The sequence below is a fragment of the Labedella populi genome, assembly GCF_004078655.1.
Classification (GTDB): Bacteria; Actinomycetota; Actinomycetes; order Actinomycetales; family Microbacteriaceae; genus Labedella; species Labedella populi.
In genome coordinates this window covers 15535-39153 of the sequence record NZ_RZNC01000010.1, presented here as the reverse complement: position 1 = coordinate 39153, position 23619 = coordinate 15535, and the positions used below count along the sequence as shown (strand labels likewise).

Annotated in this window: 28 protein-coding genes; 19 read left to right on the top strand and 9 right to left on the bottom strand. The window is 67.0% G+C overall.

Translation table 11 applies throughout. From position 1 onward, the window contains the following. The first annotated feature begins 37 nt into the window (after window positions 1–37). From ELQ92_RS16405 to ELQ92_RS16055, 9 genes are all read left to right on the top strand, one after another. Window positions 38–2677, top strand: a complete 2640-nt coding sequence (locus ELQ92_RS16405) for a hypothetical protein (protein ID WP_166426830.1) — start codon at window positions 38–40, stop codon at window positions 2675–2677. 10 nt (window positions 2678–2687) lie between these two features. After that, window positions 2688–3671, top strand: coding sequence for a dipeptidase (locus ELQ92_RS16090; RefSeq protein ID WP_166409142.1), 984 nt, complete (start codon window positions 2688–2690; stop codon window positions 3669–3671). Window positions 3672–3688: 17 nt separating this feature from the next. Continuing rightward, window positions 3689–4492, top strand: a complete 804-nt coding sequence (locus ELQ92_RS16085; protein WP_208004422.1) for an amino acid ABC transporter ATP-binding protein — start codon at window positions 3689–3691, stop codon at window positions 4490–4492. Next, window positions 4492–5136, top strand: coding sequence for an amino acid ABC transporter permease (locus tag ELQ92_RS16080; protein WP_128496373.1), 645 nt, complete (start codon window positions 4492–4494; stop codon window positions 5134–5136). The genes ELQ92_RS16085 and ELQ92_RS16080 overlap by 1 nt, the downstream gene beginning before the upstream one ends. Beyond that, window positions 5133–5879: an amino acid ABC transporter permease gene (locus ELQ92_RS16075; protein ID WP_128496372.1), complete on the top strand. Its 747-nt coding sequence runs from the start codon at window positions 5133–5135 to the stop codon at window positions 5877–5879. The genes ELQ92_RS16080 and ELQ92_RS16075 overlap by 4 nt, the downstream gene beginning before the upstream one ends. Before the next feature lie 60 nt (window positions 5880–5939). Next, window positions 5940–6800, top strand: coding sequence for a substrate-binding periplasmic protein (locus tag ELQ92_RS16070; protein ID WP_128496371.1), 861 nt, complete (start codon window positions 5940–5942; stop codon window positions 6798–6800). A gap of 94 nt (window positions 6801–6894) precedes the next feature. Next, a complete protein-coding gene (locus ELQ92_RS16065) occupies window positions 6895–8025 on the top strand; it encodes a tyramine oxidase subunit B (RefSeq protein ID WP_243695085.1) in 1131 nt (376 codons plus the stop codon). A 10-nt stretch (window positions 8026–8035) separates the two neighbouring features. Then, a complete protein-coding gene (solA, locus tag ELQ92_RS16060) occupies window positions 8036–9199 on the top strand; it encodes an N-methyl-L-tryptophan oxidase (protein ID WP_128496370.1) in 1164 nt (387 codons plus the stop codon). A gap of 44 nt (window positions 9200–9243) precedes the next feature. Continuing rightward, the gene (locus ELQ92_RS16055) at window positions 9244–10278 is read left to right on the top strand and encodes a zinc-binding dehydrogenase (RefSeq protein ID WP_128496369.1); all 1035 of its coding nucleotides are present in this window, start codon (window positions 9244–9246) and stop codon (window positions 10276–10278) included. Window positions 10279–10496: 218 nt separating this feature from the next. Here the strand turns inward: ELQ92_RS16055 and ELQ92_RS16050 are convergent, their stop codons facing one another. From ELQ92_RS16050 to ELQ92_RS16035, 6 genes are all read right to left on the bottom strand, one after another. Then, window positions 10497–10865: an ABC transporter permease family protein gene (locus tag ELQ92_RS16050; protein WP_128496368.1), complete on the bottom strand. Its 369-nt coding sequence runs from the start codon at window positions 10863–10865 to the stop codon at window positions 10497–10499. A gap of 393 nt (window positions 10866–11258) precedes the next feature. Beyond that, complete coding sequence (locus tag ELQ92_RS16045) at window positions 11259–11762, bottom strand: hypothetical protein (protein ID WP_166426829.1); 504 nt, start codon at window positions 11760–11762, stop codon at window positions 11259–11261. 173 nt (window positions 11763–11935) lie between these two features. Next, window positions 11936–13357, bottom strand: a complete 1422-nt coding sequence (locus ELQ92_RS16040) for an MFS transporter (RefSeq protein WP_128500314.1) — start codon at window positions 13355–13357, stop codon at window positions 11936–11938. A gap of 105 nt (window positions 13358–13462) precedes the next feature. Next, window positions 13463–13594, bottom strand: coding sequence for a hypothetical protein (locus ELQ92_RS16745; protein WP_279432146.1), 132 nt, complete (start codon window positions 13592–13594; stop codon window positions 13463–13465). Continuing rightward, complete coding sequence (locus ELQ92_RS16400) at window positions 13591–13731, bottom strand: hypothetical protein (protein WP_166426828.1); 141 nt, start codon at window positions 13729–13731, stop codon at window positions 13591–13593. Before ELQ92_RS16400 ends, ELQ92_RS16745 begins: the two co-directional genes overlap by 4 nt. A gap of 81 nt (window positions 13732–13812) precedes the next feature. Then, complete coding sequence (locus tag ELQ92_RS16035) at window positions 13813–14376, bottom strand: TetR/AcrR family transcriptional regulator (RefSeq protein ID WP_128496365.1); 564 nt, start codon at window positions 14374–14376, stop codon at window positions 13813–13815. Between the two features lie 74 nt (window positions 14377–14450). Here ELQ92_RS16035 and ELQ92_RS16395 point away from each other — a divergent pair, with 74 nt between their 5' ends. From ELQ92_RS16395 to ELQ92_RS16005, 7 genes are all read left to right on the top strand, one after another. Then, on the top strand, window positions 14451–14753 hold the full coding sequence (locus ELQ92_RS16395; protein ID WP_208004421.1) for an NAD(P)-binding protein: 303 nt from the start codon (window positions 14451–14453) through the stop codon (window positions 14751–14753). A gap of 220 nt (window positions 14754–14973) precedes the next feature. Further along, window positions 14974–15543, top strand: a complete 570-nt coding sequence (locus ELQ92_RS16030; RefSeq protein ID WP_341811651.1) for a cation diffusion facilitator family transporter — start codon at window positions 14974–14976, stop codon at window positions 15541–15543. 134 nt (window positions 15544–15677) lie between these two features. Then, the gene (locus ELQ92_RS16025) at window positions 15678–16046 is read left to right on the top strand and encodes a hypothetical protein (RefSeq protein ID WP_128496364.1); all 369 of its coding nucleotides are present in this window, start codon (window positions 15678–15680) and stop codon (window positions 16044–16046) included. 36 nt (window positions 16047–16082) lie between these two features. Then, window positions 16083–16418, top strand: a complete 336-nt coding sequence (locus tag ELQ92_RS16020; protein WP_128496363.1) for an ArsR/SmtB family transcription factor — start codon at window positions 16083–16085, stop codon at window positions 16416–16418. Further along, window positions 16415–16909, top strand: a complete 495-nt coding sequence (locus ELQ92_RS16015; protein ID WP_128496362.1) for an SRPBCC family protein — start codon at window positions 16415–16417, stop codon at window positions 16907–16909. The genes ELQ92_RS16020 and ELQ92_RS16015 overlap by 4 nt, the downstream gene beginning before the upstream one ends. Before the next feature lie 28 nt (window positions 16910–16937). Continuing rightward, a complete protein-coding gene (locus tag ELQ92_RS16010) occupies window positions 16938–17270 on the top strand; it encodes a hypothetical protein (RefSeq protein ID WP_128500312.1) in 333 nt (110 codons plus the stop codon). Next, window positions 17257–17838, top strand: a complete 582-nt coding sequence (locus ELQ92_RS16005) for a carboxymuconolactone decarboxylase family protein (RefSeq protein ID WP_128500311.1) — start codon at window positions 17257–17259, stop codon at window positions 17836–17838. The genes ELQ92_RS16010 and ELQ92_RS16005 overlap by 14 nt, the downstream gene beginning before the upstream one ends. 278 nt (window positions 17839–18116) lie before the next feature. Here the strand turns inward: ELQ92_RS16005 and ELQ92_RS16000 are convergent, their stop codons facing one another. Further along, window positions 18117–18683 (bottom strand): TetR/AcrR family transcriptional regulator, encoded by a 567-nt coding sequence (locus ELQ92_RS16000; protein ID WP_128496359.1) that lies wholly within the window; start codon window positions 18681–18683, stop codon window positions 18117–18119. Window positions 18684–18805: 122 nt separating this feature from the next. Here ELQ92_RS16000 and ELQ92_RS15995 point away from each other — a divergent pair, with 122 nt between their 5' ends. After that, entirely contained in the window at window positions 18806–19576 is a 771-nt protein-coding gene (locus ELQ92_RS15995; RefSeq protein ID WP_128500310.1) for an SDR family NAD(P)-dependent oxidoreductase, read from the top strand. A 204-nt stretch (window positions 19577–19780) separates the two neighbouring features. Here ELQ92_RS15995 and ELQ92_RS15990 read toward each other — a convergent pair whose 3' ends face one another. Then, window positions 19781–20248 carry a MarR family winged helix-turn-helix transcriptional regulator gene (locus ELQ92_RS15990; RefSeq protein WP_128496357.1) on the bottom strand — a complete coding sequence of 156 codons (468 nt, stop codon included), beginning with the start codon at window positions 20246–20248 and terminating at the stop codon, window positions 19781–19783. A 25-nt stretch (window positions 20249–20273) separates the two neighbouring features. Between ELQ92_RS15990 and ELQ92_RS15985 the strand changes: the two genes are divergently transcribed. Both ELQ92_RS15985 and ELQ92_RS15980 read left to right on the top strand, forming a co-directional pair. Further along, window positions 20274–21365 (top strand): NAD-dependent epimerase/dehydratase family protein, encoded by a 1092-nt coding sequence (locus tag ELQ92_RS15985; RefSeq protein WP_208004420.1) that lies wholly within the window; start codon window positions 20274–20276, stop codon window positions 21363–21365. 195 nt (window positions 21366–21560) lie between these two features. Then, window positions 21561–22385 (top strand): CE1 family esterase, encoded by an 825-nt coding sequence (locus ELQ92_RS15980; RefSeq protein WP_166426827.1) that lies wholly within the window; start codon window positions 21561–21563, stop codon window positions 22383–22385. A 342-nt stretch (window positions 22386–22727) separates the two neighbouring features. On the opposite strand, the gene ELQ92_RS15975 is transcribed toward ELQ92_RS15980, so the two are convergent. Continuing rightward, window positions 22728–23573, bottom strand: coding sequence for a helix-turn-helix transcriptional regulator (locus ELQ92_RS15975; protein WP_128496354.1), 846 nt, complete (start codon window positions 23571–23573; stop codon window positions 22728–22730). Window positions 23574–23619: the final 46 nt, after the last annotated feature.

Sequence of the window (23619 nt, the reverse complement as noted above, 5' to 3'; positions counted from 1 at the left end):
GCGTATGTAACTTTGCCGTGAAAAGGCGGTTTCGGGCATGTTCTGGCGATCAGCAGCTTCGTATGGTGGTGTGTGTCAAACAATAGCATATGCCCGTCAAACACTGTTTGACGATGAAAGGCCCTGCACCATGCGAACTTTCCCCGCCATCGCTGAGATCGCAGACCCCGATCGCTTCATGGACCCCCGCCGCCTCGGCGCGCTGCAGCCGACCCGGCTCAGCGCCTCCCGCGCGTTCATCGCAACCATGGTGCGCGACGGATGGCGCATCGAACAGGACCAGCTCGAGGTCGACCGCGCGGGCAACGGCCGCGCTCGCTACACCGTCATCACCCCGCAGGGCGCCGTCACCTTCCTCGCGTTCCTGCGCGAGCCCGCCGGCGGCAACCGCACCTCGCGCATCATCGGCACCAGCTGGGACATGATCGGCTCGCTCATCGACGGCATCGCCGACGATGCTCAGGTGCACGCCACCGAGACCGAGATCGACAAGCTCTACGAGGGTCGCGCACCGGTCGGCACCCTCGTCTGGTTCCGCTCCAACCAGTCGTTGCGCATCTTCGAGCACGTGCGCCGATCCCTCGCCGACGGCCGTCAGCCCGACCTCGCCGCCATCCGTAAGGTCGGCTACCTCATGCGCAACACCGGCCTCGACGGCAACGGCACCTTCGGCACCACCAGCTTCAAGGCGATCCCCGCCGGCCACCCGCTCGCCACCTCGTACTTCGCCCAGATGCTCGCCGCCTACCTCATGCGCGAACTCGCCGTCGACCTCGTGCAGGAACTCGCGCGACTCGACAACCCCGCCGGGGCGGTGCGCCTGTCGATCGAATCCAAGCGGGCCATCGGCGTGGGCAACGGGTCGGCGCTGGGGTTGGTCATGTTCGTCTACAACCGCCCGCTGCTCATCAACGCGTACGCCCTCGCCTACCTCGAGGCGCTGGAGCACGTGCTCACCGCGCCCATCGCCCCAGGCGACGCGCGCTTCGACCGCCTCGAAGAGCTCATCGACCGCGCCATCGCATACCGCGCCACCGAGACGACGCAGTACCGCGTGTTTACAGGCGCCCGCGAACACGCGGCGGATCTGCGCCGCATCCGCACCGTCGTGCGCGCCGCCCGCCGCGGCGACATCGTCACCGACGGCGATGAGACCCCGCTGGCCGCCGTGCACCGCTACATCCGCGGCCGGGTGAGCCCCGACGCCGAAGCGTCGCTGAACTCGCTGCTGCTCGAGCTGATCCCCGAGTACTGCGACCGCCTCGTCGCCGAGAAGCTCGTGTTCGACGAAACGCTCACGTTGGATCCGGCCCTGCCCGTCGCGCGGGTCGCCGAGCTGATTGACACGCGCTTCGGCTGGGCGCTCGAGCTCCCGCTGAACGACGAGCGGAACCGTGACCGCGTCTGGTACCAGTCCCGCGCCGCCGAAGAGCCCCGCTCCGGGCCGCGCGAGGAGGTGCCCGGAGCCCACGAGGTGATTGCCGACTACCCCGGCGCGCTCCGGGCGCTGCGCGCACTGCTGACCGAGCGCCCCGCCGACGAACCTCTGGGGTTCCTGCTGAGCGAGCGGCCCGACCTGATGCAGATCACCGAGCTCGTGCTCTCGCTCGCCGACGCCCCCTACGCGGTGCCACACGCCGACCCGCACGACACAGACTTCGTGCCGGCCTGGGTCGTGCGCCTCATGAACTCCTTTGTGCACGGGCTCGACCGCACCGAGGACTACCTCAACCGCGTCATCCGCGGCCTCATCTTCGAGGGTGCGCCCTACCGGGAAGAACTTGCCACGGCGGATGCCTCGGCCTGGTGGTGGGTGCGCCGCCAGACGACGCCCGCCCCCGTCCTCGACGCGCTCGCCGACATCCCAACGGCGCCGCCGGTCATCGAGATCAAGCCGAGCGAGACCCTGCTCGTGGCACCAGAGTTCCCGGCGGGCGAGCATCTCGTGCTCAAGTACCGCGAGGCCCGCCTGGTCGCGGGTCGCGCCATGCAGGCGCTCAACCTGCCGGCAGGCTCTTGGCATGCCGCCCGCGACTTCTTCGTCACGGCGCTGCTGGCCGACCCCGCCGCCGTCGACGCCTTCGGCGACCTGCTCGCCGGGGTGGTGACTGAGGCCGGATCGACCTCCCACTGGAGCGCACCGACGACCAACCGCACGGATGCGGCGACCACCGTCGACGGCGGCGGGCAGAGCCTGCTCGTGCTCGGCCACGTGCTGCTCAGCCTGCTCGGCGCACTAGCCGCCGACAAACCGGCCGAGGTCACGCTCACCGACCTGCAGCACGACAGCGCACTGCCCGGACTGATTCTCGGGCTCGCCCGCCTCGGCGTCGCCGCCGAGGCCGACGTCGACGATGACGGCACGGTGGTGCTGCGCATCCGCCGCGACAAAGGCGCCGGTGACGGCGGGTACGCCGCCGCGCTCGAAGCGTTCATCCGCGACGGCATCCCGCTGCCGGCGCGCTCGTGGTGGCGCGTGTACTTCCCGGCGCACGCCGGGATGTACCCCGACAGCGATTTGTCGCGCCAGCACACCGGCACCACGATCAAGGACTTCCACAAGCCCGGCCAGCAGATCACGAGCCAGTTCGCGATCGAGGAGCTCATGGGGCTGGAAGACCCCGACGACAGCGACAACCAGTCCGACTTCTTCGCGGCCACCGGCCGCGCCCAGTGAGGCCCCCCACATGCTCTATTTCGATGGATTGAACTGCTCCCCGTTCGAGTGGGACGTGCCCGACCAGCGCCCGGCCCTGCTGAAGCTGCGTGAGGGCGGCGTGGGCGGCTTCATCTCGACCCTCGCCTGGTACGAGGGCGCGGTCGAGACGATGGACAAGATCGTCAAGTGGCGCTGGATGGCCGAGGACAACAGCGACCTCGTCGCCCTGGCCACCACCTCCGACGAGATCCGCGAGATCGCCGCATCCGGTCGCACCGCCATCGTGCTCGGCAGTCAGAACATCTCGTTCCTCGAGAATCGGCTGGGCTTCGTCGAGCTGTTCGCCGAGATGGGGATGAGGGTCGGGCAGCTGACCTACAACATCCAGTCCGACATCGGCGGCTCCTGCTACGAGCCCACCGACTCGGGGCTCTCGCGCTTCGGGCGCGCGGTCGTGGCCGAGATGAACCGGTGCGGGATGGTCGTCGACCTCTCCCACGTGGGAGACCGCACCAGCCGCGACGCCATCGACGCCTCCGACGCCCCCGTCGCGATCACCCACGCGAACCCGTACAGCCTCGCTCCGCATGCGCGGAACAAGCCCGACGAGGTGCTCGACGCGCTGAAGGCGAACCACGGCATCCTCGGTCTTGCCACCTACCGGAACATCGTCGGCGAACACACGACACCGGCCGCTTGGGCCGACATGGTCGCGTGGACCGTCGACCGCATCGGCATCGACCACGTCGCAGTCGGGACCGACTTCGACCAGACCGGCGGCGAACGCGCCCTCACCTGGATGCGGCAGGGCCGCTGGGCCAAGGAGCGGCAGTACGGCGCCGGCAGCAGCAACAATCCCGCCCCCGCAGCCAAGCTCGACTGGATCACCGGGCCGCAGGATTTCCCCCACATCGAGCAGGCGCTTCGCGACCACGGCTTCAGCGACGACGAGGTCGCGCTGATCATGGGCGAGAACTGGATGCGCTTCTTCGACCGCACGACACGGAGCTAGGAAGGATGGACAAGCGCATGGATCCGGTACACACCGACACGCGCGCGATCGAGGTGGAGCACAGCTCCGGTCACTCGTTCGTGCAGGCCGAACATCTCGTCAAGCGCTTCGGCGAGCATCGCGCGATCGACGACGTCTCGCTCTCGATCGCCAAGGGCGAGGTGATCTCGCTCATCGGCCCCTCCGGCGCCGGCAAGAGCACGCTGTTGCGACTGCTGAACGTGCTCGAGACACCTGACAGCGGGACGTTGCGCGTCGGCGATGCCGCGATGACCTTCGACGGCACCCCGGTCAAGCGGGCACGCGTGCTCGCCATCCGCCGCCACACCGGCATGGTGTTCCAATCGTTCAACCTGTTCCCGCACCTGAGTGCCGTGCAGAACGTCGCGCTCGCCCAGATGCGCGTGCTCGGCCGCTCCAAGGACGAAGCGCGCACGCGCGCCCTCGCTCAACTCGAACGGGTGGGCCTCGCAGCCAAGGCCGATGCGTACCCGAGCCAGTGCTCGGGGGGTCAGCAGCAGCGCATCGGCATCGCGCGGGCGCTCGCGATGGATCCCGACCTCATGCTGTTCGACGAGCCCACCTCGGGTCTGGACCCGGAGGTCGGGGCCGAGATCCTCGCCGTCATGCGTGAACTGGCCGCCGACGGCACCACCATGGTGATGGCCACCCACGAGATGGAGTTCGCCCGGCATGTGTCGCACTGGACCTGCGTCATGGTGGAGGGCGCGGTCATCGAACGCGGTGCGCCCGCGCAGGTCTTCGACGCGCCCGAGCACGAGCGCACCCGCCGGTTCCTCTCTGCGGTACTGGGTCGCTGATGGCCGAGGCGTTCCTGCTCATCGCCGCCGCGACCGGCGCGACACTCTTGCTCACCGTGAGCGCGGCGCTCATCGGCATCGTGCTCGGCGCACCGCTCGTGCTGCTCGCGCAGAGCCGGTCGGCGATCCTGCGCGGCATCTACACCGTGTTCGTGCACGTCGTGCGCGGCGTGCCCGCTCTGGTCTGGCTGTTCATCGCGTTCTTCGGCCTCGCCGAGCTCGGCATCGTGCTGCCGGCGCTGGCCAGCGCCGTCCTCACCCTCGGGATCATCGCGATCGCCACCATGGCCGAGATCTATCGCGGCGGGCTCGCCGCGATCCGGCAGGGCCAGTACGAAGCCGGCTGGGCGCTGAGTCTGGGTCGGTGGAGCCTCGCGAAGGACATCATCTTCCCCCAGCTGTTCCGCGCGGTCAGCCCGACAACCGCCACCTACATCGTGGGCCTGCTCAAAGACTCGGCGCTGGCGTCGATCATCGGCGTGCCCGAGATCGTCTACGTCACCGGGCTCGAAGTACAGTCGCTCGGACACGGCCTCGAGCTGTTCCTGTTCGCGGGTCTGATCTATCTCGCCCTCAGCATCCCGCTCGGCGTGGTCTCGCGCGTCATCCACGTTCGGCTCACTCGGAGGTATGCGGTCCTATGAGCTCATTCCTTCCGACCACACCCGCGCCGTTGTCCTGGCTCTGGGACTGGTATCAGTGGATCCCCACCCTCCTTCCGGGCTTGGGCACGGCGCTGCTGCTGACGCTGGTCAGCGTCGGCGTCGGCTACCCGCTCGGCTTCGGGCTCGCCCTTTTGACCGAGACCCGGTCGGCGCTCGCGCGCTGGTTCGCGATCGTGGTGGTCGAGGTCGGCCGCGGCCTTCCCATCCTCGTGCTGCTGCTGCTCGTGTACCGGGGGCTGCCCTCGGTCGGCATCCTCTTCGACGCGTTCCTGTCGGCCAGCGTCGCGCTGGTGTGGTCGTCGGCGGCCTACTCGGCCGAGATCATCCGAACCGGGCTCGGTGCCGTGCCGCGCGGACAGTTCGACGCGGCCTACGCGCTGAGCATGAACCGCACCGACATGTACCGGTTGATCGTGCTGCCGCAGGCGCTGCGCGTCTCGATCCCGCCACTGGTCAACCTGGGCATCACGATGTTTCACGCGACCTCGCTCGCCACTGTCATCACGGTCGAGGAGATCATGCACATCGCCAACCTTGAAGGCTCGATCTACTTCCGCTACATGTCCGTGTTCATGGCGGCGGCCGTGATCTACCTCGCGATCACCGTTCCCGTCTCGCTCTACGCCGACCGGCTGGCGAAGCGACTCGGCGGCGTGATGACGGTGCGCAAGACCGTCCTACGCCGCCCGGCCGGATCCGTGCCGGTCAGCGCCGAATCCTGACCCACACCCACACCCACACCCGCACCACTCACCTCACTCCTCACAGTTCGGAGAATTCCCATGAGAACCCCATACCTTCTCACCCCCGTGCTCCTCGTCACCGCCGCCGCCGTGCTCGCCGGATGTTCCGGCACCGAGGAGGCATCCTCTACCTCCGCGCCCGACGCGTCCTGTACACCCGCGCACCCCGACGTGACCACCATCACCGAGGGCGTGCTCACCGTCGCGCAGTACCCCTACGCGCCGTTCTCGATCTACGAGGACGGCGAGCTGACCGGGGTCGAGGGCGACGTGATGACCCGCATCGCCGAGATGGAGTGCCTCACGATCGAGGTCGTGCCCGGCGAGTCGGCCGCGATGATCACCTCGGTGCAGAACGGCCGCGCCGACACCACGCTCGGCTCCTGGTACCGCACCGCCGCGCGCGAGGAGGTCGTGCTGCTCAGCGACCCCGTCGTCACCTCTCCGCTGTCGCTCATCTCGACCACCGGCGCCGACACCGCCGACGAGATCGCCGCGATGACCATCGGCGTCGGTCAGGGCCTCACCAACGCCGAGAACCTCGCGGAGCTGCTTGGCGACAACCTCAAGACCTACCCGTCGGGCGACGCCGCGATGGCCGACTTCCAGGCGGGCCGCGTCGACGGCGTCATCATGGGGCTGGGTGCCGCGGTCGAGCAGCTCAACCTGCATCCGGTCGACGGCGCCAGCATCATGCCGATCCAGGCCGACGAGCGCATCCCGGCGACCGTGGACATCGGGCAGACGAACTTCCCGGTCAACCAGTCGAACGAGGCGCTGGTGGAGGCCATCAACGACGACATCGCCGAGATTCGTTCCTCGGGCGAACTCGCCGAGATCGCCGAGAAGTACGACTACCCGGTCGACGCGACCGAGCCCGGCGAACCCAACCTGCTCTGACCCGCTCGGTGTGCCGGCCGTCGCGTCACGGCCGGCATGCCGCACCATGCCGTGCCGCGGCATCCGTCCTTCGACCCCTGGAAAGGAGTCGCTCGTGAGCGACACCCGCATCGACCTGCTCTTTCTCAGCGAGCCCGACACCGTGGCCGCCGGTGTGACCGACATCGCCGCCTGCATCGACGTGATGGCCGAGACGCTGCGGCTGTTCGCCGTCGGCGACTACCGGCTCTCGGGGCCTCAGGCCAACGCGCAGGGGATCAACCTCACCTTTCCCGCCGAGACGCCGTTCCCGCGGATGCCGGTGGCCGGCCCCGATCGGCGGTTCGCCGCCATGCCCGCCTACCTCGGCGGCGACGTGCACTTCACCGGAGTGAAGTGGTACGGATCCAACGTCGCGAACAAGGAGGTCGGACTGCCGCGGTCGATCCACACGATCGTGCTCAACGACCCCGACACGGGCGCGCCCGTCGCTGTCATGGCGGGGAACCTGGTGAGCGCGTACCGCACGGCGGCCGTTCCCGGCGTGGGGGCGCGGTACCTCGCCGCCGCCAACGCCCGGGAGGTCGCGATCATCGGGCCCGGCGCGATGAACAGCACCTCGCTCGACGCGTTCGTCGCGGTGCGCCCCGGGCTCGAGCGCGTGCGGGTAGTCGGCCGCGCCGCCGCCAGCCTCGAGCGCTACCTCGCGAGCGTGCGGGCGAGGCATCCGCAGCTCGACGTGTCGGTGGCCAACAGCGTCTCGGATGCCGTCGCGAACGCCGACATCGTCAGCGTCGCCACCGTCAGCCCCGCCGGAAGCGCGAACTACCCGTATCTCGACGAGCGCTGGCTCAAGCCGGGCGCGTTCGTGAGCCTGCCGGCGAACGTGCGGCTGGATGCGGAATTTCTCACCGAGCGTGCTCACGCCGTGCTCGACAGCCGGGGAATCTTCCAAACATGGGCGAAGGGGTACACCTTCCCCACGCACGAGTCGTTCGGGTTCATGGGGATGCAACTCATGGACCTCGTCGCCGAAGAGCGGCTCGACGTGGCCGACATCGCCGAGATCGGCGAGATCGTCGCCGGCACGCGCCCGGGCCGCACCGACGAGGAGCGCATCCACGTGTTCGGCTTCGGCGGGCTGCCCATCGAGGACGTCGCCTGGGGTGCGCACGTGTACCGCGCCGCCCGGCGCGCGGGAATCGGCACCCCGCTGAACTTCTGGCGTGAGCCCTTCCTCGCCTGATCGGACCGAGATGAACATCCCTGACTACGACGTGGCCGTTATCGGCCTCGGCACGATGGGTTCGATGGCGCTGTGGCGGCTGAGCCAGCGCCCCGGGCTCTCGGTGATCGGCGTCGAACAGTACGGCATCGGCCATCCCTACGGGGCATTCGCCGGCGAGTCCCGGCTGTTTCGCACCGCGTACCACGAGGGCGCCTCGTACGTGCCGATGCTGCTGCGGGCGCGCGAGCTGTGGTTCGAGCTCGAGGAGCGCGCAGGGACGCCCGTGCTGCTGCCGGTGGGCACGCTCAGCATCGGCCGGCCCGACACCGCCGCGATGCGCAACGTGCTTTCGAGCGTCACCGCGCACGGGCTGCCGCACGACGTGCTCACCACGGCCGAGGCACGCGAGCGGTACCCGCAGCACGCCCTCGACGACGACGACATCGCGGTGCTCGACCACCTCGGGGGAGCGCTGCGCCCCGAGCGGGCCGTGCTCGAAGCGGTCGGAGCCGCGGTGGCTACGGGTGCGCAGGTCGCATCCGGCGAAGAGGTCGTCGACGTCTCGCCGGTTAGCACCGATCGGGTGCGGGTCGAGACCAGCGCTCGCAGCTTCACCGCGCGGCGGGCGATCGTCACCGCGGGGGCATGGGCATCGCGCCTCGACCCCGAGATCGCCGCACGCACCGAGGTGCGCTCGGTGCTGCTGACCTGGTTCGCGCCGCGCGCGTCGCTCGACGCATTCGCTGCGGCATCCTTCCCCACGTTTATACGCGACCGCGGCGACGTGCACTTCTTCGGTGCGCCGAGCGTAGACGGTTACACCGTCAAGGTGTCGCCCGGACGGATACTGCCGGCCGCCGCCGGCGCCGATCAGCTCGAATGGCGCCCCGACCCGGCGCTGCTCAGCACCATCGGTCGCAACGCAGCATGGTTCCTGCCGGATCTGCATCCGGAGCCGGTGCGCTACAGCGTGCACCCCGACCTGTACACAGAGACCAAGGTGCCGATCATCGACGTGACCCACGATGGGCGCATCGTGACCGCGACCGCGTTCTCGGGTCACGGGTTCAAGTTCGCGCCCATCATTGGCGAGATGGCGGCTGCGCTCGCCCTCGACGGGGGCCACGCGCTGTACAACCCGGGGTTCCGGGCGGCGGCGCATCCAGTGCTGACTGGCGCGGGTGCCCGTTGAGCTGCTTCTGAGCTTCATCCGAGCTGCATCGAGGACGGACATTCATGCGAGCCACCTATCTCTTCGGCCCCGGCGACGTCGCGGTCATCGACGCTCCCGACCCGGGGCTCGTCGAACCCACCGACGCCCTCGTGCGCGTGTTGCGCGCGTGCGTCTGCGGCAGCGACCTTCATCCGTACCACGGGGCGACACCGCCGCCCGGCGGCCAGCCGATGGGGCACGAGTTCGTCGGTGTCGTCGAGTCGGTCGGCGCGGACGTCGCGACCGTGCGGTCGGGGCAGGTGGTCATCGCGCCATTCATGTTCTCGTGCGGCGCGTGCGACTTCTGCCTTGAGGGGCTGCAGACCTCATGCCGCATCGGCGGCATCTGGGGCCGCGACGGCATCGGCGGCGCGCAGGCCGAGGCGGTGCGGGTGCCGCTGGCCGACGGCACGCTCGTGCCGGTCGATGTCAGCGAGGACGACGAGCGGATTCCGGCGCTGCTCACCCTGAGCGACGTGTACGGCACGGGATATCACGCGGCGCGTACCGGAGGCGTGCTACCCGGGTCGACGGTCGCGGTGATCGGCGATGGTGCGGTCGGACTGTTCGCAGCCCTGTCCGCCGCTCGATTCGGGGCCGAGAGGGTGATCCTGCTCGGCCATCACGAGTCGCGGCTCGCACTCGGCCGTCGGTGGGGGGCGACGGATGTCGTGCCCACGCGCGGCGACGAGGCGGTGGCGGCCGTGCGCGAAATGACCGGGGGAGACGGCGTGCACGTCGTGCTCGAGGCCGTCGGCCACGCTCCGGCGTTCGCGCAAGCGATGGCGATGGTGCGCCCCGGCGGCGCGGTGAGCCGCGTCGGCGTGCCGCAGTACGCCACCGGACCGATCGGCCGCGAACAGTTCGGTGCGAACGTGACGATCACCGGTGGCCTGGCGCCCGCGCGGCGCTACATCCCCGAGCTGCTGCCGGGCGTGCTCGCCGGAGACGTGGACGCCGGCGCCGTGTTCGACGCCGAGGTGCCGCTCGATGACACCGGCGAGGGCTACCGGCTCATGGGCGCGCGCGCCGCGCTGAAGGTGCTCGTGCGGCCGTAGGGTCTTTTCGCGCGGGCGTTGGTGTGTGCTGCACCTGCACCTGCACCTGCGCTGTGCTCGGCGTTGGAGGATTCGGACCCGGATGCTCCGACATCCGGCATCGACGAGGCCCTGCAGGAGCATCTGACCGCTGACGTCGACCGTGCGCGAGCTCCCCGCCTCTCAACCATCGGATCATCTCCCACGTTGGTCGATGAACAAGATAACCGTTAACTTGTTCATTGACCAAGTACAAACTCGTAACTGCCTCCCACGACGCCGGCGAGGACCGCCCAGCTCGCCCAGCCGCCTGTGCTCCCGACGACGATGCCGAGAGCACAGGCGATCACGCCGACGGTCCAGGCCTCGGACCTGATAAGGCTTCGAGTGGCCGATGCGTCCATGCGTATCGTGCGCAAGATGGCGACGTCGCGCCGGCGCTGTTCGATGGTCACGGCGACACACAGCGACGCTCCCCATGCCGCGAGTGCCGCCGCGATGACGAAGCCTGCGGCCAACAGCACCTCCACGACTCGAAGGGCTTCCGCGTTCTCCTGCGCATTCACGGCGCTGCCGGTCACGGTGCTGATGCCTGCCAGCGTCGCCATGCCACGGATGTTGTCGATGGTTGCCGTCCTGTCCGCACTTGGCGCCGTCCCAAGCCACATCGCAGCCGGAACCGCCCCAGGGGGGCATCCACTGATGTGTCTCCAGGAGGCTCATCCCACGGTGGCGAGTTGCGGAAGCGCAGCGACGGCTTTCCGAGGCAGGACGACATTTCTGAGAGCGTCAGCTGCCGAGGGCGCGCGGAGTTCTTGGTTGGTTGACCTCTGCGAAATCCCTAGATAGCGTCGGTCGCATCCATACCTCGCCGTTGACCAGGGGGACCAAAAGGGGACCAGTGCCATGCAAACCATGCACTGCATGAGCCGCCCTGCATGATCTGATCCGTGGAACTACGCGGTTTTCAGCTTGAATCGAGCCATTTGGACGCCTGGGGGTCAAGGGGTCGCAGGTTCAAATCCTGTCATCCCGATGAAAAGCCCTGGTGAGAGGCAGCTTTCACCAGGGCTTCGTCGTTTCTGGATGTGGTCACTGGCTGGTCCACTTGCTTGATCCGCTCGAGCCGCCATCCGCACCGATGGTGACAAACTCATTGAGTAGTGGCGCAAGGTTTCTTGCGGCGTCAACGCCGATTCGTAGTACCTGCGCGGGCTCATAATGCGTCTCCAGATTGTGTCGAACATCACGCCTGTCGGTGAAAGATGCGGCAAACTGCCAGAAGATCTGATCCGTGAGGAAACGTCGTTGAGGTACATCGTGGTGGCGGTCATCGCGTAGTCGAGCGTTGCCCCGCAACGCGTGTTCGCGCCGATCACCAGAACATCGCCGAGGGTGACGTGCTGCGAATGGTGCTCACCGATCCAGTCAGCTTCACCTTCACGAACGATGATGATTCGCGCGAAGCTGTGTGCCATAGGCTCCACCGACTCCCGGTAGCTCACCGTGCGCGCATACAGCGGTGATCGTCGATGGTTGGCTGAGGTCGTGCGAAGCTGTGGTCGTCTAGTTTCGTGTCGGTCGACGACGAGAGAACTCGTCGTGTCACGGCGGATGCCGGGCGGTGCCCGCCTCATGTTCTGAGTCGGTTCACCGCCCGGCGCGCCGGCGGGTCGAGTCAGTTTTTGCGCACTAACCCCGCGGTGATGGCGCCGAGGACGGCGACCGTGGCTGTGCCGAGGAAGAGCCAAGAGAAGCCGCGGGTGATAGCTTCCGGCGCGCCGACGCCGGCTTCGATCAGTGATTCGGTGCGGAGGGCGGCGATGGTGCCGAGGATGGCGAGGCCGAGTGCGCCGCCGATCTGCTGGCTGGTGTTGATGAGCCCGCCTGCGAGTCCTGCTTCGCCGCCTTCAACGCCGTCGACCGACAGTTGCGTGGTGGTGACGAACGCGCCGCCCATACCGACTCCGATGAGCAGGCTCGGTCCCAGAATCTGGGTGAGGAACTGGGCATCGGACGGGGCGAACGACAACCAGACCAGCCCGGCGGCGAGAACGATCAGCGAACCGATCAGGGTCGGCTTCGTGCCGAAGCGGTGGATGATCGACGGCGCGAGGCCTGCGACGACGACGAGGGCCCCGGCCAGCGGAAGTTGGGTGAGGCCGGTGGTGAGGGCGTCGTAGCCGAGGACGGCTTGCATGTACACGGAGAGGGCGAAGAACAGGGCGACCATCGCTGCGCCGATGAGGAGCATCACGATGTTGCCGACCGTAAGGTTGCGGTTCTTGAAAACGTCGAGTGGGACGAGGGGCTCGGCGGTGCGGCGCTCGATGAAGACGAACAGGACACCGAGGGCGATCGAGACTGCGGCGAGGCCGATGGTCAGTGGGTGTGCGAAGCCGACCTGTTCGATGGCGCTGAGTGCGCCCACGGCGGCGACGAGTGCACCGGTGATCGTGGCCGCTCCTGGGATGTCGAGCTTGCCGTGGACGCCTGACTTGTCGCGAGTGATGAGCAGAGGGATCGCGACGAGGACGATCGCGCCGATCGGGACGTTGATGAAGAACACGGATTGCCATCCGAGGGCAGCGGTCAGGACGCCGCCGAGGAGCACGCCAGCCGCGGACCCGATGCCCGCAACCCCACCCCAGACTCCGAGGGCTTTTGTGCGGTCCTTTGTCTCAGGGAAGAGGTGGGTGAGCAGGGCAAGCGCTGCGGGGGCGAGGAGGGCGGCGGAAGCACCCTGGAGAGCGCGGGAGGCGAGGAGCATTTCGCTGGTAACCGATAGGCCTGCGAGGGCCGAGGCGGCGACGAAGCCGGCCGTGCCGATAAGGAAGATGCGGCGGTGTCCGTAGCGGTCGGCGAGACGGCCGCCGAGCAGGAGCAGTCCGCCGAAGGCGAGGACGTAGGCGGTGATGACCCACGCGAGGGTTGCGGTGTCGATCCCGAGCTGCTGGCCGAGGACGGGGAGTGCAATGTTGACGATCGAGGCGTCCAGAACGACGAGGAACTGCGCGAGGGCGAGGATGCTCAGGGCGAGCCAGCGACGAGTGCTGCGGGTGGTCGGCGCGGGCGCAGCGACCGGGGTGGTGGTGGTCATGGGTGGGGCTCCTTTCGAGGGGATGCGGGGTGCACCCGCGATCCGGTGAGTCAGTGAGGGGATCCGGGGTGACCGGCGTTGCCGGACACCCCGGGCTCATGCGCGTCAGTTCCAGAGGCTGAGCATGGTGACGATGGCGAGCGTGAGTACGCCGAACGTGATCCACCACGCGGTCTTCTCGCCCTGTCCGGTGCGGGAGGCGGCCGGGGTGGTCGCGGGGGTGACGTTGTCGGTCATGGTTCTTGTCCTTTCAGTTGAAGGTCGTGCGGAAGGGGGTGATGCATGGTGGTGGTCAGCTCCACTGGCTGAACATCGCGATGGCGATGAGCGAGCGGGGCGAGGGCGACCCAGCGCATCGTGGTCTCGTTCTTCATGTCTCCTCCTTTCACTGTGGGAGAGTGAATAGTCACTCACTCTTTCGGATCTACGAAACCGCGCGCGGCGGTGGGATTGGGTCAGTCTGGGTGGCGGATGCCGTGCGACAGGATCTGGGCCCAGCTCGCCGGGATCTCGTCGATTCGGGCAGTGACGATCAGGTGACAGAGCTGACCGAAAGCCATGAACCGCTGCACCTCGTCGTCAGAGCCAACTGAGCGCTGCTTGGCGAAGTTGGTGACCTTGGCAAGGCCTGCGCGGAGTGCGTCTCCGATCTCGGACACGTCGGCGACAGACTGGGCATGTACCTGGAGCATGAGCAGTGTGCGGTCGCGGATCAGGGCGGCGTAGGCATCGCCCATCGACTCAAGCACCGCCGCGGGTGCAGGGTCGACTGCGGCGTCAGCGCCCTCGGCCAGTGCGTCGATGATCTCGTCGAAGCAGACTTCAAGCGCGGCGACAAACAGCGATTCTTTTCCGGGGTAGAGCTTGAAGACGTACGCGGGAGAAATCTTCGCCTCGCTCGCGACATTGGCCACCGTCGTCCCGTGATACCCGCCGCGTGCGAAGGCGCGCAATGCCGCAGCGGCGACAAGGGGGCGACGAGTGTCGGCGGTGGAGAGGATTGAGCTTCGCGTGGTCATGAGAGTGACTGTACACTCACTCCGGGTGATTGGTCAATCACTCACCAGGGGCTTCTGGTTCGGAGGTGGACACGATGGAGCGGTTGATCGTCGACGCGGCAGTTATTTGCAGCGGGTTCGGGGGTGCGGTCGCCGCCGCCCGGCTCGCGCAGGCGGGCTTGTCGGTGGTGGTGCTGGAACGTGGCCGCCGATGGGAGCCGGGCGACTTCCCCCGGGACACCGCATCGGTCGATCATGACTGGCTGTGGTCGAGGGACCACGGTCTCTATGACATCCGCTGGCTCGACCGCATGGTGAGTGTGCAGGCCGCCGGGTGGGGTGGCGGATCGCTCGTTTACGCGAGCGTGTTCGCCCGGCCCCCCGCGGGAGGTCTTTGACTCGTGGCCGGATGGCTATGACAGGGATGCCCTCGACCCATACTACGACCTCGCCGCCCACATGCTGCGCGTGCGTCCCGTGAGCGTCGACCCGCTGACTGGGCACGCCCCAGTGCGCACTGTCGCGATGGAGGACGCGGAGCCGGAGACCGGTGTCGTACAGCTCCGCGGTGGAGGTGGGGTCGAGGCTGGCCGACTACGCGGTCTCGATCGGCGAGAGGTGGCAGCGTGGCAGGCCATCGACCGCATCATCAACCCCCAACCGATCAGCTACCTCGGCTGGGTGATAGCTGGGGGCGTCATCGGCTTCCTCGGCAACGAGGCCGTCGCGATCTTCCGCATCCGCGTCGGCCGCAAGATCGGCTCCGCCGCCCTCGTCGCCGACGGTGTCCACGCCCGCACCGACGGGTTCACCTCCCTCGCCGTCGTGATCGGCGGCATCGGCGTGCTCCTCGGCTTCCCTCTCGCCGACCCGATCGTGGGCCTGCTGATTTCCGCGATGATCGTCGTGCTCCTGATCGGCACCGTTCGCTCCGTCGGACGACGACGCATGGACGGCATCGAAACGGAACTCCTCGCCACGGCCGAGCATGCCCTCGAACACGAAGTCACCGGCATCGACCAGGTCCGGCTCCGCTGGATCGGGCACCGCCTCCACGGCGAAGCCGTCATCCGCGTCCACGATGTCTCCCTCGCCGAGGCGAACAGAATCGCCGCAGCCGCCGAGGACTCCGTCAAGCGGCATCTACCCAGCGTTGACGACATGGCCATCCGCACCCTCGCCAAGTAACTGCCTCAACCGGCTTCAGGATTCGCGAACTTACGGGGTTCTGTCTCAACTGCTACGGGTTCGTTGCGGCGTCTCACACCCACCAGGTGCGCCGTGCCCTCATGTTGTCTGGGGTGGGCTGCGCGGATGGTCGGATGACGGTGTTTCGGGATTCCCGAAGGCTTCCGCGCAATCCCGAAACAACGATGGGATTCGTGAACGCGCACGTTGATGGTATTGATCAGTCGGGTCGACGTCCCGGCTCAGCGCCGACCGTGATTGCCTCGACGATCTCGCGGATGGCCGAGGTGTCGGGCAGGCCACTCAGCGCGCCCGGCCACCAGTTCCCCTGGCGGACATCTGGTATCTCGGCGCAGGCGCTACGCACTGGCCACCTCATCCGGGAGATATACGCCAGCGGAGGCGACAACCGCGGCGTCAGCGACTTGTTCGGCATCGGCGTCGACTTGGCCACCCGCAATGCGAAGACGCTCGAACAGATCGATCCGCCTCACCAACGGTGATGCGTAAGTGGTAACTTACCTGTTGTGTCTGTCGTGATGATCGATCCCTGGTACGCGCTGGCTGATCCGACCCGGCGCCGGGTGTTCAGCCGGGTTGCGGCTGGTCCGTGCTCAGTGACGGAGATCGCTCGGGAACTGCCGGTGAGCCGTCCAGCCGTGTCCCAGCACCTGCGGGTCCTTCTGGACGCCGGGCTGGTGGACGTTCGCCGTCAAGGGCGTGAACGTCTTTATCGGCCTCGGCATGACGGTCTGGCCGGGCTTCGGCAGGAGCTGGAATTCTATTGGACCCAGACGCTCGCGACGTTCAAGACCCTCGCCGAACAGACCTATCAGGCGAACGCCACAGCACAGGAAGGAACCCCGTCACGATGAGCGCCTCACCCGAAGAACTCACCAGCATCCACGCTACGGTGATCGTCGATGCCCCCGCCGAGCACGCGTTCCGTGTCTTCACCGAACGCTTTGACGACATCAAGCCCCACGAGCACAACCTGCTCTCGGTCGCAATCGACCGCACTGTCATGGAACCTCGGACCGGCGGCACTGTCTATGACATCGGCACCGACGGCAGCACCTGCACCTGGGCGAGGGTGCTCGCCTACGAGCCCCCGCACCGGCTCGTGCTCAGCTGGGACATCAGCCCGCAGTGGGAGATCGAGCCGGACCCGACCCGGACGAGCGAAGTCGAAATCCGCTTCACCCCCGAATCCGCGGCGCGCACCCGCGTCGAACTTGAGCACCGACACCTGGACCGGCACGGCGCCGGATGGGAGGGCTTCATCAACCTGGAGACCGGAAATGGCTGGCCGCTCTACCTCGAACGCTTCCGTGTCGCCGTCGAGCGCCCCACACCATCCGCCTGAACCTCCGCAAAGCCTAGAGAAACCACCGATGGAATCCTTCAACGTGAACCAGCAGCTCGCCCACGCGCTCCGCGCAGCCGTCACTGGCAGCGGCGGCGAGGCAGACGCCTCCTTGCGGGCCGCCGCACTGGAGCGGGCCGCTGGAGGCTCCCCGATCGCCCAACCCTACGACGACCTTGCCCGACAGATCGGGGAAGCGGCCTACCGGGTCACGGACGCGCACGTCGTGGCCGTTCGAGACGCGACCGGCAGCGACAAGGGCGCGTTCGAGATCATCATGTCCGCCTGCATCGGGGCCGGACTGAGTCGGTGGGACGCGGCCGTCCGGGCGATTGAGGGGGCCGGCGATGCGGCTTCCTGACGTCGAGCGCGGCGACACCCTGCGCTCCCGCACCTTGATCCGGATCATCTCTGCCGTCTCCGGCATCCGCCTCCCCGATGCCGCCAGAGTCGCGTTCTACCACAAGGGCTTCGTCGGACCGATGTTCGGCGCATGGACCCAGGCGGCGATGCGCGGCCCCAGTGAATGGAGCATCGGCGAACGCGAGCTCATGGCCGCGATGGTCGCCCACTGGAACTCCTGCACCTTCTGCATCGGCGCCCACCGCGCCATCGCCGTCCGCGGCACCGACCCGCAGACCGTCAACGCGTGCCTGGCCGACTACCGAACGGCCCCCATACCGGAAAGGCTGCGCGCCACGCTCTCCTTCCTGGAGACCATGACACGAGAGCCGGACAAGCTGGACGCGACCCACGCACAAGCGGCGTTCAGCGCCGGCACGTCCCAAGCCCAACTCGTCGACGCCGCTGCCGTGGCCGCGATCTTCAACATCGTCACCCGCTATGCCGATGCGCTGGACTTCACCATCCCCACCGAGGAAGAGTTCGACAAAGCTGCCGGGATGATGCTCAAACGCGGCTACAGCTGACCGGTCGCGCGCATCCCGCCGACCGCGCCCGCTCCTTGGCGAGAGTCGAGACAAAGGCGAGGGTGTGAGTTCCGCGAAATCACACCTCACCCGCCCCTACACTGGCTCTGCACTCGTGAGTTCCCGCCGTTTCAGGTTTGCCAAGGACCGCATCGCGCCCATGATCTGAACCGGCCCTCGGACGGAGTGGCTTCGTGTCCTTCTCGCGACTTGCTGCTCTGGTTCACGAACCAGGGACACGCGGCTGCTAACGATGTTGCGGCCGAAAATGCCGCACTTCAGTGCGGCCGGTCACGTCGCGGCATGGATGGACCTGGTTGTAGGCCTCGGAGAACGGCGTCGAGCAACCGCCCGGTGCGTGCGGAGCGATCGGGGGCGGGTTCGATTCGCCAGAGAAATCCTACGAGGAGGAACACGTCTTCGGCGGTGACGTCCTGACGGACGGAGCCCTCGGACTGGGCGGCCTCGAGCAAGGTGCGTAGTGCACTGAGATCGGGCGTTTGAACGGTCCGCCCTAGTGCATTGTGCAGTGCGGTCGCCATGGCGTCGCCAAGTGCGTTCTTAAGGCGGCCGTAGTCTGCGAGCATCACCAGCCATCGCCGAAGTGCCTCCATTGGCGGGTGCTGACGCAGCAGGTCCGGCGCGGCGGAGGAGAGCTCGTCCATATCTGCTCGGTGCACCTCGATGACCAAGTCTTCCCAGGTCGGAAAGTGGCGGTAGATCGTGCCCTGACCTACGCCGGCCTCGCGAGCAATGGCTGCCATCCCCGACGCGTCGCCGGCCTCAAGCACCTGGCGAGCCGCGGCGACGATCTTGTCCTTGTTCGCTCTTGCGTCTGACCGCATCGGCCTCTCCTCGACAAGTGGACAGTTGTCCGTTATTGTTCATATGCGGACGATTGTCCGGATCGAATCAAGAATACTGCGGATGTTTCGCGTGGCGAAAGTCCGCTAGAGCGGAGACCAACATGAGCAACTACGGAACACCACTCGCGGGCAAAGTCGCAGTCATCACCGGAGGGTCTCAAGGCGTCGGATTGGGCATCGCGGAGGAGCTCATCGCCCAGGGCGCACGGGTGGCGATCACCGGCCTCGACGCTCAGCGAGTCGGGGCATCGGCGGCGGCTCTGGGCCCGGATTGCGTCGGACTCGTCGCCGATGTCCGCGACGAGTTGGCTATGTCTGCCATGTACGACGACGTCGTGGCGCGATGGGGGGGCGTGGATATCGTCGTGGCGAACGCCGTCATTGGCGACAGCAATCCGCTGGGAGCAATCACCGAGGCGCAGTTCAACAACATCTTCGACACCGATGTGAAGGGCGTGCTCTTCACAGTCCAGCCAGCGGTCGCTCGCATGAGTGGTAGCGGTGCCGTCGTGATCATCAGTTCGACAGCCTCCGTCAAGGGAACTGAGGGAATGAGCCTCTATGGCGGAGCGAAGGCCGCTCTTCGGAGCATGGTCCGTTCTTGGATTCTGGAATTGCGTGGCACGGGGATCCGAGTCAACGTCCTTACGCTAGGGGCCGTCGACACCCCCTCCCTTCGCACCGCCCTCGCCGATGCGGTGGGCGGTGACCAGGTAGATGCTGCAGTGGCAAGGATGGGCGGTGGGTCCCCGCTTGGGCGACTCCTGCAACCCCGCGAGATCGGGACGGCGACTGCCTTCCTGGCGTCCGAAGCATCATCCGGGATCACGGGCGCGGAGCTATTCGTCGACGGGGGCCTCGCACAGGTCTAGTCCGACGACGCTGGCCGCAAGCTGACGTGCGTTCAGTGGGATGGGTCCCGCGGCGCTTGCCGTGATCGCAAAGCGCACGATGACTCCACGCGATGTGCACCACCGGTTGAGATTTCCACGAGCGGCGCCGACGGATCCCGGCGCTGGCGGAAAGATGGATTGCGGTGCGCGGGTCCGGGCCTGCCTGTGACTGCTGAGGAAGGCCTACGGCTGCTGAGGAAGTTGGACTTGTGCCAGGAGTCCGTAGAGCGCATCCCGTTCGCTCGTGTCGAGCCCGGTGAACAGGCGGGCACCGTGCAGTCTTGTGCTGATCGCGTCCCAGAGTTCATATCCGCGGTCCGTCAAGATCAGCGTACGCTTCCGACCGTCCTTCGGGTGAGGCTGCCGCACGACGAGGCCTAAGCTCTCCAGCTTGTCGGCCGTGAGGCTGACGGTAGACGGGTCGCATCGCAGACGCCCGGCGATCTCACGCAGCGTGGTCGGTTCGCCCCCCGGGGCCAGGGCCCACAGCACGCCGGCAGCCGAGGCCGTGACATCGAATTCGGCCAGCACGTCGGCCACCACCGCCTGCGCCGCGTCGGCAAGGCCCAGGAGGATGCGGATCATCTCCGCCGTTCGCTCTGCGTCGGCGGGCGCCGTCTGATCGCCATGCGATGGAGAAGTCGATGCCATAGACCCATGATACGCTCCAAACTCAATGAATAATTCAATGAGTTTGGAGGATGTTGTGAATGCAGGAACTCAGGCCCACAGGACGGTACTGGTGACCGGCGGCACAGGGTACCTGGCAGGTTGGCTGCTCGTTCGGCTCCTGGAACAGGGATACGCGGCGCGCGCCACGGTTCGCGACCCGGCGCGAAGGACTCAGGTTCGGGCGGCGCTTGCTCAGCACGTCGGTGAAGACAGGGCCTCGTCGGTCGAGTTCGTCACCGCCGACCTGCTCGCCGAGGAGGGATGGGATGACGCCGTCGCGGGCGTTGACTATGTTCTGCATGCCGCATCCCCGCTGGGGTTCAGCGGAGGAGAGGACCTGATCCGGATCGCGCGTGAGGGGGCCGCGAGGGTACTCAGCGCGGCAGCCCGGTCTGGCGTCAAGCGGGCCGTACTCACATCATCGGCCGTCGCGGCGATCTCCGACGATCCACGCCCGTATGGGGTCGAGACGGTGTGGGCGGCCCCGTCAGGCACACCCGCCCGTCGCTACAACGACTCCAAGATTTTCGCGGAGCGCGATGCCTGGCGACTCGCGAACGAGACGGGGCTCGAGTTGTCGACGGTGCTTCCCACGTTCATGCAGGGTCCTCCTCCGGGTGCACCCAGTAAGGAGGGCTCTGTGGAGCTCGTTCGGCGCCTCTTGACCGGCGGCTTGCCCGCTGTGCCGCGCATCGGCTGGGATGTCGTTGACGTCCGCGACATCGCGACCCTCCATCTCCTCTCGATGACCAGCCCTCTCGCGGCCGGCGAGCGCTTCATCGGGTCGGGGGACTGGCTGTGGTGGCGGGACATGGCCCGGATTCTGCGCGAGAAAGCTCCAGAAATCTCCCGCAAAGTACCGACCAAGAACATGCCGGACACCGTCGTCAAGATGCTCGGACGATTCAACCCGCAGATGGCATCACTCCGACTCAACCTCGGCAAGCAGACATCGGTCGATGGCAGTAAGGCGCGGAACATCCTGGACTGGCACCCCCGGCCAGCCGAGGAGACCGTGCTCGACACGGCCGCCGCTCTGGCTGCGATGCCACGCCTCGATGCGGATCAAGCATCGTCGTCCAAGGCTGCCCGTTAGAACCGGCGATTCATGACCAAGCCCAGATCCTCACGACGCCCGTGGCTGCGCCGGGCCCTACTCGCAGTGGCGAGCGTTCTCGTCGCAGGGGTCGCCCTCATCGGTGGCGCATACCTCTATCTGGTACCCGCGCCCTCGGTGGCCGAGCCCGCTCTGTCTGGGTCACTCGGTCACGAGGCGCTCCAAGTGGACGGAATGTCGCGCACCTATCTCTCCTACGTGCCAGCTGATGTGCCGGACGATGCGCCTGTATTGGTGGTTCTTCACGGATCGTTCCAGAGTGGCGAGACCATCCGGACTGCTACGGGCTTCGAGTTCGATCAGCTCGCAGACGCCCGCGGATTCGTCGTCGTCTATCCGGACGGGTACGGGCAGGGTTGGAACGACTGCCGAGAACTCGCGGCAACACCCGCGCGCCAAGAGAATGTGAGTGACGTCAGATTCATCAACGACATCGTGGCGGAAATGTCTGACCGCTACGGGACGTCTGCCGACCGCTACTTCGCCGTTGGCTATTCCAACGGCGGGCAGATGGCCCTCCGGCTTGCCTCAGAAGCGCCGGAGAGGTTGCGCGGCTTGGCGCTTATCTCAGCCAATATTCCCACTGCGGACAACAATCTCTGCTCGGACGTGGGTTCCGACGTTCCTACTGTGGTGATGTCTGGGACGGCAGACCCTATCTCGCCTTTCGAAGGAGGTCCGGTGACGATCTTCGGATTCTCCCCGCGAGGCAACGTGGTCTCCGCGGCAGAGACCACCCAGGCTTTTGTGCGATCCAACGGCATCTCAGCGGAAGCATCAACCCACGCCTTGGCGCACCGTGATGAATCCGGGGAGACGTCTGTGTCTGTCGTTGACTTCAGGGAACCCGGCAAGGCCCCGGTTCGTCAGTACATCATCGAAGGCGGTGGCCATGTCGTCCCAACCAGGATTCAAGGCTTCGGGCGCATTTTCGGGGCGAGCACATTCGACGTGGATGCGCCGACGGAGATCTGGGACTTCATCGCTGCCGAACGATAAATGGATCGTCGTTCGCCCACCGGCCAATCACCTCCCGGACCGTCTGCTCCAGAACGTGCTATCCGGGTCTGAAGGGTGCCGACCGATGCGATGCGCTCTTACGCCTTTTCCCCGGCGTTATCCCGGTCCAGCGTTCTTTTGATCGGCTTTCTTGTCATATCGTCCGGATTGATCTCGGGAACGTGAACAAGGTCAAAAATGCGGGGTCGGAGCACGGTATGCACCGCGGGTTGCGCCTCGACGACTCCCGCGCAGGACGGGGACACGTGTCGGCATCCAGCTCGGGCGCCGGATCTGAAACGTTCGTCTTCTCCGATCCGGACGGCTCCAGGGTGGACTGGATCACACGATCTCGGCATCGGTGCCGAGCACATTCAGGAGTGAGAGGGCTTCCGCGGCGGGCGACCCATGGGGCGCGCTGTAGAGCACGAGGTGCTGGTCGCGATCCGTGAGCGTGAGCATGTCGCAATCGACCGTAACGTCGCCGATGGCGGGATGGCGGATAGTCTTCGTGAGCATCGCGGCGGGCTGCACGTCATGCCGTTCCCAGAGCCCCGCGAATTCGGGGCTCGCGCGGCGGAGTTCGCCGACGAGATTCGTCACGGCGGGGTCCGACGGGTATCGGGCGAGAGCAGCTCGGAGACCTGCGACAACGTGGTGCCGGAACTCCGTGGACTCAGAGTTCCCGACCGACGCCGTGCCGGCCCGTCGCGATTCAAGGAACGCTCGGCGGGCCAGATTTCGGTCTTTCTCGGAGATGTGGGCGAAGTCCCCCATGAGAGCTGCGGCGAGGTCGTTCCACGCGAGAACCTCGAAGGAGGCCGACATCACGAAGGCGGCAGTCTGCGGGAGCCGTTCGAGGAGGGCGAGGATGCTCGGACGGACATCGCGCCGGTGTGTGCGGGTACGAGTCGGTGCGGTGCCGGCGAGAAGGTGGAGGTGATCGGACTCGCCGTCGGTCAGTCTCAGCGCTTCGGCGATCCCCGCCAGAACCTCGCCTGACGGCTTCGGCGCCCTGCCTTGCTCCAGCCTGACGTAGTACTCGGTGGAGATGTGTGCAAGGACGGCGACCTCCTCCCGGCGCAGGCCGGGTGTGCGTCGTCGCGGCCCTGACGAGAGACCGACGTCCTCGGGCCGCAGGCGTTCTCGTCTGCTCCGAAGGAACTCCCCGAGCTCGTGCCGATTCATAGCGCAAGTCTGCACGTCCTGGGCCGACGGATACTGGTACTGCCTG

Bases quoted from the DNA above. Each gene is read 5' to 3' on its own strand.
- ELQ92_RS16005 (WP_128500311.1), top strand. From the start codon at position 17,257: ATGCGGCTTCCTGACGTCGAGCGCGGCGACACCCTGCGCTCCCGCACC.
- ELQ92_RS16395 (WP_208004421.1), top strand. From the start codon at position 14,451: ATGGAGCGGTTGATCGTCGACGCGGCAGTTATTTGCAGCGGGTTCGGG.
- solA (WP_128496370.1), top strand. From the start codon at position 8,036: ATGAACATCCCTGACTACGACGTGGCCGTTATCGGCCTCGGCACGATG.
- ELQ92_RS16405 (WP_166426830.1), top strand. From the start codon at position 38: ATGTTCTGGCGATCAGCAGCTTCGTATGGTGGTGTGTGTCAAACAATA.
- ELQ92_RS16090 (WP_166409142.1), top strand. From the start codon at position 2,688: ATGCTCTATTTCGATGGATTGAACTGCTCCCCGTTCGAGTGGGACGTG.
- ELQ92_RS15995 (WP_128500310.1), top strand. From the start codon at position 18,806: ATGAGCAACTACGGAACACCACTCGCGGGCAAAGTCGCAGTCATCACC.
- ELQ92_RS15975 (WP_128496354.1), bottom strand. From the start codon at position 23,573: ATGAATCGGCACGAGCTCGGGGAGTTCCTTCGGAGCAGACGAGAACGC.
- ELQ92_RS16015 (WP_128496362.1), top strand. From the start codon at position 16,415: ATGAGCGCCTCACCCGAAGAACTCACCAGCATCCACGCTACGGTGATC.
- ELQ92_RS16055 (WP_128496369.1), top strand. From the start codon at position 9,244: ATGCGAGCCACCTATCTCTTCGGCCCCGGCGACGTCGCGGTCATCGAC.
- ELQ92_RS15990 (WP_128496357.1), bottom strand. From the start codon at position 20,248: ATGGCATCGACTTCTCCATCGCATGGCGATCAGACGGCGCCCGCCGAC.
- ELQ92_RS16040 (WP_128500314.1), bottom strand. From the start codon at position 13,357: ATGACCACCACCACCCCGGTCGCTGCGCCCGCGCCGACCACCCGCAGC.
- ELQ92_RS16035 (WP_128496365.1), bottom strand. From the start codon at position 14,376: ATGACCACGCGAAGCTCAATCCTCTCCACCGCCGACACTCGTCGCCCC.
- ELQ92_RS16070 (WP_128496371.1), top strand. From the start codon at position 5,940: ATGAGAACCCCATACCTTCTCACCCCCGTGCTCCTCGTCACCGCCGCC.
- ELQ92_RS16075 (WP_128496372.1), top strand. From the start codon at position 5,133: ATGAGCTCATTCCTTCCGACCACACCCGCGCCGTTGTCCTGGCTCTGG.
- ELQ92_RS16080 (WP_128496373.1), top strand. From the start codon at position 4,492: ATGGCCGAGGCGTTCCTGCTCATCGCCGCCGCGACCGGCGCGACACTC.
- ELQ92_RS16020 (WP_128496363.1), top strand. From the start codon at position 16,083: ATGATCGATCCCTGGTACGCGCTGGCTGATCCGACCCGGCGCCGGGTG.
- ELQ92_RS16085 (WP_208004422.1), top strand. From the start codon at position 3,689: ATGGATCCGGTACACACCGACACGCGCGCGATCGAGGTGGAGCACAGC.
- ELQ92_RS16745 (WP_279432146.1), bottom strand. From the start codon at position 13,594: ATGACCGACAACGTCACCCCCGCGACCACCCCGGCCGCCTCCCGCACC.
- ELQ92_RS16050 (WP_128496368.1), bottom strand. From the start codon at position 10,865: ATGGCGACGCTGGCAGGCATCAGCACCGTGACCGGCAGCGCCGTGAAT.
- ELQ92_RS15985 (WP_208004420.1), top strand. From the start codon at position 20,274: ATGAATAATTCAATGAGTTTGGAGGATGTTGTGAATGCAGGAACTCAG.
- ELQ92_RS16400 (WP_166426828.1), bottom strand. From the start codon at position 13,731: ATGAAGAACGAGACCACGATGCGCTGGGTCGCCCTCGCCCCGCTCGCT.
- ELQ92_RS16025 (WP_128496364.1), top strand. From the start codon at position 15,678: ATGACGGTGTTTCGGGATTCCCGAAGGCTTCCGCGCAATCCCGAAACA.
- ELQ92_RS16010 (WP_128500312.1), top strand. From the start codon at position 16,938: ATGGAATCCTTCAACGTGAACCAGCAGCTCGCCCACGCGCTCCGCGCA.
- ELQ92_RS16000 (WP_128496359.1), bottom strand. From the start codon at position 18,683: ATGCGGTCAGACGCAAGAGCGAACAAGGACAAGATCGTCGCCGCGGCT.
- ELQ92_RS15980 (WP_166426827.1), top strand. From the start codon at position 21,561: ATGTCGCGCACCTATCTCTCCTACGTGCCAGCTGATGTGCCGGACGAT.